Raw genomic sequence first — 12,484 nt, 5'->3', positions numbered from 1 at the left:
GGCCACCGTGGCTCGGAGCGGTCGCGACCCGGGTCGACCGTGACTCGGACCGGCCGTGACTCGGACCGGCCGCGGCTCGGACCGGTCGCGGCTCAGATCGCCGGGCGCAGCCGGGCCGCGTCGGCCGCGTCGCCGCCGTCGCGCAGACCGGCGGTGAGGGCACTGCCCTGGCGCCACTTGTCCCAGGACAGGTTCCAGTCGCCGAAGCCGTTGTCGAACGGCGTCATCGTGGTGCCGCCGCTGCCCGTGACCGTCACCAGGTCGCCGGGGCGCACCGTGTCGAAGAACCAGCGGGCGTTGGCGGTGCTCATGCCGGTGCAGCCGTGGCTGACGTTGGCGGCGCCGTGCGAGCCCGCCGACCAGGGCGCGGCGTGCACGTACTCGCCGCTCCAGGTGACCCGGGTGGCCCAGTGCACCGGCAGGTCGTACGACTCGGAACTGCCCTCCGCGATGCCGATGCTGGTCCCGCGCATGCGGACGAAGGACTCCTTGGCGAGCACGACCTTGACGCCGTTGCGCGTGTCGAAGCCCGGCTTGCCGGTGGTGACGGGGATGGTGCGCAGCGTCCTGCCGTCGCGCCGTACGGTCATCCGGTGCGCCGCCGCGTCCGTGACGGCCTCGATCCTGGCGCCGGTGCGCAGCGTGAGGGGCTTGGTGGGGCCGCCGTAGAGGCCGCCGGCGACCTTGATGCCGTCCAGGTGGCTGCGCACGGTGATGGTGGCTCTGGCGGGCCAGTACGCGCGCGGGCGGTAGTGCAGGCTCCGGTCGTCCACCCAGTGCCAGGCGCCTTTGACGGCCGGCCGGGAGCTGACGCGCAGGGCACGCTCGACGGTGGCCTGGTCCTTGCGGTTCTTGACGGGGGCGCTCAGCTCGGCGGTGACCGGCTGGCCGACCCCGTAGGTGCCGCTGTCCGGGCCGAAGCGCACGCGGAGCAACGTGTCGGCGGGGGCGGTGTCGTAGCTGATGGTCCTGCGGCCCGGCCTGCCGTCGGCGTTCTCGGTGCTCACCCGGAGCGTGTAGTGGGCGCCTGCCGCGAGCGGGGCGGTGGAGCGCCACCGCTTGCCGTCGGCGGTGAGTTCGCCGCGCAGGTAGCGACCGGTGGCGTCGGTGGCGGTCACGTCGGTGATGCGGCTGCCGCCGCCCTTGGCGGTGACCTCCAGGGGCCGGTCCGGGTCGGCCTGGCGGCCGTGCGGGTCGCCGTTGAAGACCACCTGTTCGGCGGCGTCGTACGGCTTGTCAGCCAGCGGGTCGGAGGGGGAGCCCGCGCAGGCCACGGCGCCTATCGCCAGCGGCGTCACCAGGAGGGCGCAGCGGATGGGTATTCGGGAGCGAGAGGTGTGGCTCATGACCACACGCTAAGAACGGCGGCCGGTTTCGGCGCGCGCAGCGGGCCAAACGAGGGTCGGCCACGGCGGTGACGGGGCCCGGCACGCGTACGGCCCGGACGCCCCCGTGGGGGACGTCCGGGCCGTACGGCGGACGGGTGTGCCTACTGGGTGCGGTTCTCGCCCCGGTAGTACTCGAAGACCCAGCCGAAGATGCTGATCATGATGATCGGGGCCGAGAAGTACATCAGCCACCAACCGAAGATCACGCCGAGGAAGGCGAACGAGCCACCCACCGCGAGGAACAGCGGTTGCCAGCTGTGCGGGCTGAAGAAGCCCAGCTCACCGGCGTCGTCAGCGACGTCAGCGTCCTTGTTGTCCTGCGCTCCGGCGTCCACCCGGCGCGCGGTGAACGCCAGGTAGTAGCCGATCATCATGCTCAGGCCGAAGGACAGGAACAGCGCGGTCGTGCCGACCGGTTCCTTGGACCAGACGCCATAGACGATCGCCATGGCGAGGATGAAGACGGCGAGCCAGATGAACATCCGGCCTTGGATCTTCACTTGCCTGCCTCCTTGCCACCCGCGAGGGCCTTCTCTTCGGTGTGCCCGACGTTCTCAAGCTGGTCGAGCGCGGCGATCTCCGGGTGGTGCAGGTCGAACGCCGGGGATTCGGAGCGAATGCGCGGCAGCGTGAGGAAGTTGTGCCGCGGCGGCGGGCAGGAGGTCGCCCACTCCAGCGAACGGCCGTAGCCCCACGGGTCGTCGACCTCGACCTTCTTGCCGTACTTCGCGGTCTTCCACACGTTGTAGAAGAACGGCAGCACGGACAGGCCCAGCAGGAACGAGCTGATGGTGGAGATGGTGTTGAGCGTGGTGAAGCCGTCCGCGTGCAGGTAGTCGGCGTACCGGCGGGGCATGCCCTCGGCGCCCAGCCAGTGCTGCACCAGGAACGTGCCGTGGAAGCCGATGAACAGCGTCCAGAAGGTGATCTTCCCGAGCCGCTCGTCCAGCATCTTGCCGGTGAACTTCGGCCACCAGAAGTGGAAGCCGGAGAACATCGCGAAGACCACGGTGCCGAAGATGACGTAGTGGAAGTGCGCGACGACGAAGTACGAGTCGGAGACGTGGAAGTCCATCGGCGGCGAGGCCAGGATGACGCCGGTCAGACCACCGAAGGTGAAGGTGATCAGGAAGCCGACCGCCCACAGCATGGGCGTCTCGAAGCTCAGACTGCCCTTCCACATGGTGCCGATCCAGTTGAAGAACTTCACACCGGTGGGCACCGCGATAAGGAAGGTCATGAAGGAGAAGAACGGTAGGAGCACGCCGCCTGTGACGTACATGTGGTGCGCCCAGACCGTCACCGAGAGACCGGCGATGGCGATCGTCGCGGCCACCAGACCGATGTAGCCGAACATCGGCTTGCGGCTGAAGACCGGAATGACCTCGGAAATGATGCCGAAGAACGGCAGGGCGATGATGTACACCTCTGGATGGCCGAAGAACCAGAAGAGGTGTTGCCACAGCAGTGCGCCACCGTTGGCCGCGTCGAAGATGTGCGCCCCGAATTTACGGTCCGCCTCGAGGGCGAACAGCGCGGCGGCGAGCACGGGGAAGGCGAGCAGCACCAGAACACCGGTGAGCAGCACGTTCCAGGTGAAGATCGGCATCCGGAACATCGTCATGCCGGGAGCGCGCATGCAGATGATCGTGGTGATGAAGTTGACAGAGCCGAGGATGGTGCCGAAGCCCGAGAGGGCCAGACCCATGATCCACATGTCAGCGCCGACGCCCGGCGAGCGGACCGCGTCCGACAGCGGGGAGTAGGCGAACCAGCCGAAGTCGGCCGCGCCGTTGGGGGTGAGGAACCCGCCGACCGCGATGAGCGAGCCGAAGAGGTACAGCCAGTAGGCGAACATGTTCAGCCGCGGGAACGCCACGTCGGGCGCGCCGATCTGCAGCGGCATGATCCAGTTGGCGAATCCGGCGAACAGCGGCGTCGCGAACATCAGCAGCATGATCGTGCCGTGCATCGTGAACGCCTGGTTGAACTGCTCGTTCGACATGATCTGCGTGCCGGGCCGAGCGAGTTCGGCGCGCATGAACAGCGCCATGACGCCGCCGATGCAGAAGAACGCGAACGAGGTGACCAGGTACATCGTGCCGATCGTCTTGTGATCGGTCGTGGTCAGCCACTTCACCACGGCACTGCCGGGGGCTTTCCGGTACTCGGGTGGTGCTGCCTTTGCCGTGTCGGCGGCGGCACCCTGAGGTTCGTTGAGGATGCTCACTGGTTCTTGGTCTCCGCGTTCTTGGCGGCGTCCGTCTGCTTGATGGTTGCCGGGAGGTATCCGGTCTGACCCTTCTTCGCCAGGTCCTTCAGGTGCTTCCGGTACTCCTCGGGGGAAACCACCTTGACGTTGAAGAGCATCCGGGAGTGGTCCTTGCCGCAGAGCTCGGCGCACTTACCCATGAAGGTGCCCTCCTTGTTCGGAGTCACCTCGAATCGGTTCGTGTGGCCCGGGATGACGTCCTGCTTCATCAGGAACGGAATCACCCAGAACGAGTGGATGACGTCCCGCGAGGTGAGCACGAACTGGACCGTCTCGCCCTTCGGCAGCCACAGCGTCGGGCCCGGCCAACCCTTGTCCGGGTCACGGTCGCCCGGGATGCCCTGGTCGTACACGCCCTCGGCGCCCTTGGGCACGGCCTTCAGCATCCGGTCCGGGATGCCGGCGACCTCCTTGGGGGTTTTCGCGGGTGTGGACAGATCACCGTCCACGTTCTCCATGTAGTTGAAGCCCCAGCTCCACTGGTAGCCCACGACGTTGATGACGTGGTCGGGCTTCTTGGAAGTCTTGAGGAGCTCGCTCTCATCGCGCGCGGTGAAGTAGAACAACACCGAGACGATGACGAGCGGCACGACGGTGTACAGCGCCTCGATGGGCATGTTGTACCGCGTCTGCGGGGGAACCTCGACCTTGGTCCTGCTGCGCCGGTGGAAGATGACGCTCCACAGGATCAGGCCCCAGACCAGCACGCCTGTGGCAAGTGCTGCCGCCCAGGAGCCCTGCCACAGGGAGAGAATCCGCGGCGCCTCCTCCGTGACGGGGGTGGGCATTCCGAGGCGGGGGAAGTCCTTGGATGTGCAACCGGTAGCGGTCGCGAGGACCAGGCCCGCGGCCAGCGCCTGCGGCAGCTTCCGCCGCATCGGGCGCCGCGACGAGCGGTCGGAGCCGTTGGGACTCACGTAGCGCCTTCCCGAGAGTCTCGCCCGTGCGGCCGGCTGCGGCCGTCTCGCTGGTCGGTCGCCGGCCCGCTGCGGGCAGGGGTTTGGATGTTTATGCGGACCAAACCCTACTGGACGCTATTTGAGGTCGCGCGGGGAGGGTGCCCAACGCGCCGGTCCGGGCCCCGAAGGGGTGGAACAGCCGGCTCCGGACGGCATCTGACGGTGTGCTGACGGCGCCCTGTGGCGGCCCGCCGAAGGGGCGGCTGCCTGGTCGAACGCCGGGTCGGGACGGCGTGCGCCGCCGGCCGCGCGCGGGCCCGGGCCCGGCTTCGGCGGCGGGCCCGACCGGGGCTGACCGGGGCTGAACGGGCCTGACCGGGACCGCCCGGGCGCGGCCGGGCGCGGCCGGGTCCGCTCGGCCCCGCCTCGGGGCGGCCGGTCACCCGGCGCTCCCTGGTCCGCCCGGGCGACGCCGCGTGAGCCGCGCTACGGCGCCGGGCGCACCGGTCGTCTAGCGTCGTCGCGTGCCCTACTTCGACGCGGCCTCCTCCGCTCCCCCGCACCCCGTGGCCCGGCAGGCGCTGCTCGCCGCCCTGGACGAGGGGTGGGGCGACCCGGCCCGGCTCTACCGGGAGGGGCGGCGGGCCCGGCTGCTGCTCGACGCCGCGCGGCAGACCGCGGCCGACGCCGTCGGCTGCCGCCCCGACGAACTGGTCTTCACCGCGTCGGGGACGCGCGCGGTGCACCAGGGCATCGCGGGCGCCCTCGCCGGCCGGCGGCGGGTCGGCCGGGGTCTGGTCGTCTCGGCGGTCGAGCACTCGTCCGTACTCCACGCGGCCACCGCCCACACGGTCGCGGGCGGCACGGTCACCGAGGTCGGCGTGGACCGCACGGGTCGGGTGGCGCCCACCGCGTACGCCGACGCGCTGCGCGGGTCGGCCGAGCCCGTCGCGCTGGCCTGTCTCCAGTCGGCCAACCACGAGGTGGGCACCGAGCAGCCGGTGGCCGACGTCGCGGAGGTCTGCCGCGCGGCGGGCGTGCCGCTCCTGGTGGACGCCGCGCAGTCGCTGGGCTGGGGCCGGGTCGAGGGCGGCTGGTCGCTGCTGACGGCGAGCGCGCACAAGTGGGGCGGGCCGGCGGGCGTGGGGCTGCTGGTGGTGCGCAAGGGCGTGCGGTTCGCGCCGCAGGGCCCGGTGGACGAGCGGGAGTCGGGCCGGTCGGCGGGGTTCGAGAACATCCCGGCCATCGTCGCTGCGGCGGCCTCGCTGCGCGCCGTGCGCGCGGAGGCCGAGTCCGAGGCGCTGCGGCTGCGCGGCCTGGTCGATCGCATCCGCACCCGGGTGCCGGAGCTGGTGCCGGACGTGGAGGTGGTCGGGGACCCGACGCGGCGACTGCCGCACCTGGTCACCTTCTCCTGCCTGTACGTCGACGGGGAGAGCCTGCTGCACGGGCTCGACCGGGCGGAGTTCGCCGTCTCGTCCGGCTCCTCGTGCACGTCGAGCACGCTGACCCCGAGCCATGTGCTGCGGGCGATGGGGGTGCTGTCGGAGGGCAACGTGCGCGTGTCGCTCCCGGTGGGGACGACCGAGGCGGACGTGGAGCTGTTCCTGGAGCTGCTGCCCGGCATCGTGTCGGCGGTACGCGCGAAGCTGGGGGCGCCGACGGGGCGGGAGTCGGCCTCGGTACGGGGGCCGCGCGCCGACGGCGCGGCGCCGTCGGGCGTGGCGGACGCGCCCGGCGCCCAGAGCTCGGCCGCCGCGGACGCGGCCGGGGGCGGGGCCGAGGACGAGGGCGGGGTCGGGGCCGGCGGTGGCGTCGAGAGCCGTGGCGGGGCGGGGGCCGACGCGCGCGAGGAGGCGCCGGCGCTGACCGTGGACGCGCTGGGCAAGCGCTGCCCGCTGCCGGTCATCGAGTTGGCCAAGGTGATCGAGGACGTGCCGGTCGGCGCGGTGGTCGCGGTGCTGGCCGACGACGACGCGGCGCGCCTGGACATCCCGGCCTGGTGTGACATGCGGGGGCAGGAGTACGTGGGCGAGCGCGCGGCGCAGCGCGGCGCCGCGTACTGGGTGCGCCGCAGGTAGCGCCCCGCACCGGGCCCCGTGGGCGGCGCCGTTACCGGGTGCGCCGTGGGCAGCGCCGCGTACCCGGAGCGCCGTGGGCGGTGCCGTGTACCGCTTCCGTCACGTCCGGCCAGGGGGCCGTTCGGGCCCGTCCCGGCCGCCCGCCGCCGCTGGTCTGGCTCGCGCGGCGGGACGGACGGGTGGGCGCGGGCTCTGGTGCGCGGGGGCGCGCGCACGGGTCGGGCGCGGGGCCCGGCACGGTGGCCGGGCGCGCCCGCGCCCGAAGCGCTCAGCGGAGGTCGCTCGCTGGAGGTGCTCGGAGCGGGTCGCTCCGAGCGGGGTGCTCAGACCAGGTCGGCCGGCAGGTGCGGGGTGATCTCGGCGGCCGCCTCGGCGCCGTACGCCTTCTGGAACCGCTCGACGAAGTTGCCGGAGCGCAGCTCGTACTCCTGCGTACCGAGCGTCTCGATCACCAGCGTGGCCAGCATGCAGCCGACCTGCGCCGCCCGCTCCAGGGTCAGCTCCCAGGACAGGCCGGCGAGGAAGCCCGCGCGGAAGGCGTCGCCGACGCCGGTCGGGTCGACCTTGGCCTTCTCCTCGGGCACGCCCACCTCGATGGCGGGCTCGCCGACGCGCTCGACGCGCACGCCCTGCGCGCCCAGCGTGGTCACCCGGGTGCCGACCTTGGCGAGGATCTCCTCGGCGCTCCAGCCGGTCTTGCTCTCGATGAGCGCCTTCTCGTACTCGTTGGTGAACAGGTACGTGGCGCCGTCCACCAGACGGCGGATGTCCTCGCCCTCCATCCGGGCGAGTTGCTGCGAGGGATCGGCGGCGAACGCGTAGCCGCGCGCACGGCACTCGTCGGTGTGCCGGACCATCGCCTCGGGGTCGTCGGCGCCGATCAGCACGAGGTCGAGTCCGCCGACGCGCTGCGCGACCGGCTGCAGCTCGATCTGGCGGGCCTCGCTCATGGCGCCGGTGTAGAAGGAGGCGATCTGGTTGTGGTCGGTGTCGGTCGTGCACACGAAGCGCGCGGTGTGCAGCAGCTCCGAGATGCGCACCGACTCGGTGTCGACGCCGTGCCGCTCCAGCCAGGCGCGGTACTCGGCGAAGTCCTCGCCCGCCGCGCCGACCAGGACCGGACGCAGGCCGAGCGCGCCCATCCCGAAGCAGATGTTGGGGCCGACACCACCGCGGCGGATGTCGAGGGCGTCGACCAGGAAGGACAGCGAGACCGTATGCAACTGGTCGGCGACCAGTTGGTCGGCGAAACGGCCGGGGAAGGTCATCAGGTGGTCAGTGGCGATAGAGCCGGTGACAGCAATGCGCACGGCGAGTCTGCTCCTGCGGGCGACGACAAGGACGGTGGTGAGGACGGTCGCTTCACGCTACCGGCTCCGCCGCCCCGCGCCGAACGGGCAAAACTACCCGATAGTAGGGCTTTCTTCGCAGCGTACGACGTGCCTACGGTTCCCCTAGCCGGGGTGTGCGCCAGCCGCCCCACGGACCGGGAGAGCCCATGCCACAGGACGCCACCCCCGACCTTCCCGTACACGCCGCCGAGCCGGAGTCGTTCGCCGAACTGCGGGCCGACTGCGCGCGGATGGCGCCGCGCTGGGGCGCCAGCGGCGCCGCGGACGCCGTGCCGCCGGTGGGTCCGGCCCAGATCCGCGGCGTACGGGTGCCCTCGGCCTCCGCTCACCTGGTGGACGGCATGGCCGACTACGGCGACTGACCGCCGCGCGCGGAGCGACCGACTCCGGCCGCGTCCCCGCCGATCGGGCCATCGGGCCGTCGCGTGCCACCCGGGCGCGCGGCGGCCCGTTTCCGTGCCGCGCCGACCCGGTGGAAGCGGCCCGGTGGAACCGACCGCTCCCCCGCTCCGTCCCATCGGCGTCCCCGTCCCGGGGATGGAGCCGAACCAAAGAGCGGAGCCGAAGGAGTAACACCGTGAGCACCGAGGACACCCCCGAGGACCTCTCCGAGGAGACTTCCGGCCACACCAGCACGAAGACCGCGAGCAGGCGCCGTTCCCCGTGGGCCATCGCCACGGTGGCCGCGGCGGTGATGGTGGTCGGCGGTGGCGGCGCCTACTGGGCGTCGTCGGCCTCCGACGACGGCGGATCGAAGGACGGCGGCCGGTCGAGTGACCCGGCGCCGCTGGCCATCGGCGACCGGGCCAGCGACGAGCGCGAGGCGGACGGGTCGCGCGAGGGCATCGCCCCCGGCGAGCCCGACCCCGGCCGCGCGCACTACCAGGCACCCGGCGAACTGCCCGCCGCGCCACGGGAGGCGGCCCCGGTCTACCGCACCGCCCCGAAGGTCTCCCGCGCCGATGTGGAGCGCCTGGCCAAGGCGTTGCGCGTGGCCGGCGAGCCCCGGCTGGAGCGCGGCGTGTGGAAGGTCGGCGGCACCCCGGACCGGATGAGCCCGACGCTGCGCGTGAAGGAGACGGGCGCCGGCGGCTGGTCGTACACGAAGTTCGGCGCGCCGGGCGGGGACGGCTGCCTGGAGCCGCCGCACACCATGGGCGACGCCGACGACGCCACCCAGTCCGGCCCGGCCGGCCCGCGCTGCGGCTCGCTGCGGGACGGCACCTCCGGCGGCGGCACCAAGGACGCCGGGCGTGGCCGCGAGGCGCGCGGCCCGAAGAACGCGCCGGCGGTGCCCGACGGCGGTTCCCGGCCGGTCTCCGTCGCCGAGGCCAAGAAGGCCGCGCAGCCCGTACTCAACGCGCTCGGCCAGTCCGACGCGAAGCTGGACGCGAGCCGCTCCTACGGGGCGGTCCGCGCCGTGACCGCCGACCCGACCTTCGACGGGCTGCCCAGCTACGGCTGGCAGACCACGCTGGAGGTCGGCGTGGACGGCGGGGTCGACGGGGCCAACGGCTTCCTCAACAAGCTGGCCAAGGGTGACGAGTACCCGCTGATCGACGCGGACGAGGCCGTCAAGGCGCTCAACGCCGGCCCGGGCAACGCGGGCCGGGCCCCCGTCGGCGACTGCGCGCGGACCGAGCCGGGGGCGCCCGACGTGGCGGACGACGCGGAGAAGGGCGACCAGGGCGCCAAGGCCGAGAAGGGCACCGACGGCGCGAGCGGCGCCGGGGACGGCGAGCGGGAGATCGCGCCGTGCGCGCCGGCCGGCGGCAAGCAGTCCGCCGCGCACGAGGTGCGTGAGGCCACGTTCGGGCTCGGCATGCGGTTCGAGGAGGGCCGGCAGGTGCTGGTGCCCTCGTGGATCTTCACGGTGCGCCCGGCGGACGCCAAGGACGGCGAGTCCGACTTCACCGTCACGCACCCGGCCGTGGACCCGAAGTACGTGATCGGCGCCAAGACCGGCCCCGGCGCGCCCGCTGACGGGGACTCGAGCCGGGAGTCCGGGAACGGCACCCGCCCGGGCAAGCACATCGAGTCCTACAGCGCGGACGGCAGGAGCCTGACCGTCCGGTTCTACGGCGGCGTGTGCTCGACGTACCAGGCCACCGCCGACGCCTCCGACTCGGCGGTCACCGTGCGGGTGACGGGCAAGGAGAAGAAGCCGGGCGCGAAGTGCGTCCTGGTCGCCGAGGAGTTCGAGAAGAAGATCACGCTCGACGAGCCGCTGGGCGACCGCGAGGTGGTGGACGCCGCGACCGGCGAGTCCGTGCCCAAGGGTGAGGGCGCGAAGCGGGACAAGTAGCGCGAGCGCGGCGCGGCCCGTACGGCACCTGGCGCCGGAGCGTCAGAGCGTCGGCAGTGCGGCGGACGCGAAGAAGGCGGCGGCCCCCGTCGGCCATGGCCTGGAAGCCATGGGGCGGGGGCCGCCGCCTTTGTCGTGCTGTGCCGCGAGCCGGGTGTCGGCGCGGCCGGAGCGCGCGGCGGTCCGGCGGGCGTGGGACCGGGGCGCGGTGCGCCGTCGGCCGCCGTGTCGGACCCTCGGCCCCGCGGGCGGGTGCGCCCGCGGAGGGGCGGGGGCCTTAGCTGAAGGAGTCACCGCAGGCGCAGGAGCCCGTGGCGTTCGGGTTGTCGATGGTGAAGCCCTGCTTCTCGATGGTGTCCACGAAGTCGATGGAGGCGCCACCGAGGTACGGGGCGCTCATGCGGTCGGTGACGACCTTGACCCCGTCGAAGTCCTTCACGACATCGCCGTCGAGCGAACGCTCGTCGAAGAAGAGCTGGTAGCGCAGGCCGGAGCAGCCACCAGGCTGAACTGCGACGCGCAGCGCGAGGTCCTCGCGGCCTTCCTGCTCAAGGAGCGCCTTGACCTTGCCCGCGGCGGCATCGGACAGGAGGATGCCGTCACTCGTGGTGGTGTCGTCCTGAACCGTCATCTGCTTCTCTCCCGGGTTGTACGGACTGCTTGCCCTCGGCTGCAACCCACGCCGTGCCGAATTCATTCCGGGTCTGGCGCGCGTCTTCCGTCTTCATGCTCGCACACCGGGCTCCGCCCGGACACGGGCCGCCGAACCGGGCATGCGTCACATCGACGCGATGGGCATCGTCAACGTGACGCGAAGCGGTTATGATAAATAGCGTCAATCAGACGAAAAGGCTTGTCTGCGGAAACAGAAAGGGTGCGTGCTGTGACCACCGCCCAACCTCTCGACGTCCAGCCCACGCCTCTGGCCCTGCTGCTCCTGGGTCGCGAGTCCGACCCGAGGAGCGAGCGCGGCGTGGAGTGCCCGGGCGACCTCCCCGCCCCCTCCGACCCCGACCTGGTGGCCCGCGCCCGCGCGGCCAAGGAGCGGCTCGGGGACCGGGTCTTCGTGCTCGGCCACCACTACCAGCGCGACGAGGTCATCGAGTTCGCGGACGTCACCGGGGACTCGTTCAAGCTCGCCCGGGACGCCGCCGCCCGGCCGGACGCCGAGTTCATCGTCTTCTGCGGCGTGCACTTCATGGCCGAGTCCGCCGACATCCTCACCGGCGACGACCAGCGGGTCATCCTCCCCGACCTGGCCGCCGGCTGCTCCATGGCCGACATGGCCACGGCCGAGCAGGTCGCCGAGTGCTGGGACGTGCTGACCGAGGCCGGGGTGGCGGAGGCGACCGTGCCCGTCTCGTACATGAACTCCTCCGCCGACATCAAGGCGTTCACCGGCAAGCACGGCGGCACGATCTGCACCTCGTCCAACGCGCGGCGGGCCCTGGAGTGGGCCTTCGCGCAGGGCGGCCCGGCCGGCGACGCCAAGGTGCTGTTCCTGCCCGACCAGCACCTGGGGCGCAACACGGCCGTGCGGGACCTCGGGATGTCCCTGGAGGACTGCGTCGTCTACAACCCGCACAAGCCCGGCGGCGGCCTGACCGTCGAGGAGCTGCGCGCGGCGAAGATGATCCTGTGGCGCGGCCACTGCTCGGTGCACGGCCGGTTCTCACTGGAGTCGGTGCGGGCCGTGCGCGAGCGCATACCCGGCGTGAACGTGCTGGTCCACCCCGAGTGCAAGCACGAGGTCGTGGCGGCTGCCGACTACGTGGGCTCGACCGAGCACATCATTCAGACCCTGGAGGCCGCCCCGGCCGGGTCCAAGTGGGCCATCGGCACCGAGCTGAACCTGGTGCGGCGGCTGGCCAACCGGTTCGCTGACCAGGACAAGGAGATCGTCTTCCTCGACAAGACGGTGTGCTTCTGCTCCACGATGAACCGCATCGACCTCCCGCACCTGGTCTGGGCCCTGGAGTCGCTGGCCGACGGCAAGGTGGTCAACCGCATCGAGGTCGACCCGGAGACGGAGAGCTTCGCCAAGCTGGCCCTGGAGCGGATGTTGTCCCTGCCGTAGCCGTCCCGCGCCCCGGCAGCCCCCCCTTCCAGCGGGGCCGCCGGGGCCCGCCGCGCGCACGCCCCGCCCGACGTCCCACCGACGCGGCGCGGGGCGTTCGCACACCACGC

At 72.2% G+C, this 12,484-nt stretch carries 10 protein-coding genes; 4 read left to right on the top strand and 6 right to left on the bottom strand.

Annotated elements, in window-relative coordinates; translation table 11 throughout:
- Positions 1–92 precede the first annotated feature (92 nt).
- The 4 genes from H7H31_RS26755 to ctaC form a co-directional block, all read right to left on the bottom strand.
- A complete protein-coding gene (locus H7H31_RS26755; RefSeq protein WP_187064192.1) occupies positions 93–1,346 on the bottom strand; it encodes a L,D-transpeptidase in 1,254 nt (417 codons plus the stop codon).
- 143 nt (positions 1,347–1,489) lie between these two features.
- Positions 1,490–1,888 carry a cytochrome c oxidase subunit 4 gene (locus tag H7H31_RS26750; RefSeq protein WP_187064191.1) on the bottom strand — a complete coding sequence of 133 codons (399 nt, stop codon included), beginning with the start codon at positions 1,886–1,888 and terminating at the stop codon, positions 1,490–1,492.
- On the bottom strand, positions 1,885–3,618 hold the full coding sequence (gene ctaD, locus H7H31_RS26745) for an aa3-type cytochrome oxidase subunit I (protein WP_176161204.1): 1,734 nt from the start codon (positions 3,616–3,618) through the stop codon (positions 1,885–1,887). The genes H7H31_RS26750 and ctaD overlap by 4 nt, the downstream gene beginning before the upstream one ends.
- Positions 3,615–4,577 carry an aa3-type cytochrome oxidase subunit II gene (gene ctaC, locus H7H31_RS26740; protein WP_176161205.1) on the bottom strand — a complete coding sequence of 321 codons (963 nt, stop codon included), beginning with the start codon at positions 4,575–4,577 and terminating at the stop codon, positions 3,615–3,617. Before ctaC ends, ctaD begins: the two co-directional genes overlap by 4 nt.
- A 506-nt stretch (positions 4,578–5,083) precedes the next feature.
- Here ctaC and H7H31_RS26735 point away from each other — a divergent pair.
- Positions 5,084–6,640 carry a cysteine desulfurase/sulfurtransferase TusA family protein gene (locus H7H31_RS26735; RefSeq protein WP_187118108.1) on the top strand — a complete coding sequence of 519 codons (1,557 nt, stop codon included), beginning with the start codon at positions 5,084–5,086 and terminating at the stop codon, positions 6,638–6,640.
- A gap of 323 nt (positions 6,641–6,963) precedes the next feature.
- On the opposite strand, the gene H7H31_RS26730 is transcribed toward H7H31_RS26735, so the two are convergent.
- Positions 6,964–7,950, bottom strand: a complete 987-nt coding sequence (locus H7H31_RS26730; protein ID WP_187063320.1) for a carbohydrate kinase family protein — start codon at positions 7,948–7,950, stop codon at positions 6,964–6,966.
- 188 nt (positions 7,951–8,138) lie between these two features.
- Here H7H31_RS26730 and H7H31_RS26725 point away from each other — a divergent pair, with 188 nt between their 5' ends.
- Positions 8,139–8,354, top strand: coding sequence for a hypothetical protein (locus H7H31_RS26725; RefSeq protein ID WP_187063319.1), 216 nt, complete (start codon positions 8,139–8,141; stop codon positions 8,352–8,354).
- 215 nt (positions 8,355–8,569) lie between these two features.
- Entirely contained in the window at positions 8,570–10,297 is a 1,728-nt protein-coding gene (locus tag H7H31_RS26720; RefSeq protein ID WP_222625330.1) for a hypothetical protein, read from the top strand.
- A gap of 277 nt (positions 10,298–10,574) precedes the next feature.
- Here the strand turns inward: H7H31_RS26720 and H7H31_RS26715 are convergent, their stop codons facing one another.
- Positions 10,575–10,928: a HesB/IscA family protein gene (locus tag H7H31_RS26715; protein ID WP_187063318.1), complete on the bottom strand. Its 354-nt coding sequence runs from the start codon at positions 10,926–10,928 to the stop codon at positions 10,575–10,577.
- A gap of 243 nt (positions 10,929–11,171) precedes the next feature.
- On the opposite strand from H7H31_RS26715, the gene nadA reads away from it, so the two are divergent.
- Positions 11,172–12,374 carry a quinolinate synthase NadA gene (nadA, locus tag H7H31_RS26710; protein ID WP_187063317.1) on the top strand — a complete coding sequence of 401 codons (1,203 nt, stop codon included), beginning with the start codon at positions 11,172–11,174 and terminating at the stop codon, positions 12,372–12,374.
- The last annotated feature ends 110 nt before the right edge of the window (positions 12,375–12,484 follow it).

Origin of the sequence: Streptomyces buecherae, from assembly GCF_014295035.1 — a bacterium.
GTDB classification, from domain to species: Bacteria; Actinomycetota; Actinomycetes; order Streptomycetales; family Streptomycetaceae; genus Streptomyces; species Streptomyces youssoufiensis.
Note: the sequence above shows the minus strand (reverse complement) of the source record. Positions and strands in the feature narration are given on the sequence as shown.

Excerpts from the sequence above, each read along its gene's own strand:
- H7H31_RS26755 (WP_187064192.1), bottom strand. The coding sequence starts at position 1,346 with ATGAGCCACACCTCTCGCTCCCGAATACCCATCCGCTGCGCCCTCCTG.
- H7H31_RS26725 (WP_187063319.1), top strand. The coding sequence starts at position 8,139 with ATGCCACAGGACGCCACCCCCGACCTTCCCGTACACGCCGCCGAGCCG.
- H7H31_RS26715 (WP_187063318.1), bottom strand. The coding sequence starts at position 10,928 with ATGACGGTTCAGGACGACACCACCACGAGTGACGGCATCCTCCTGTCC.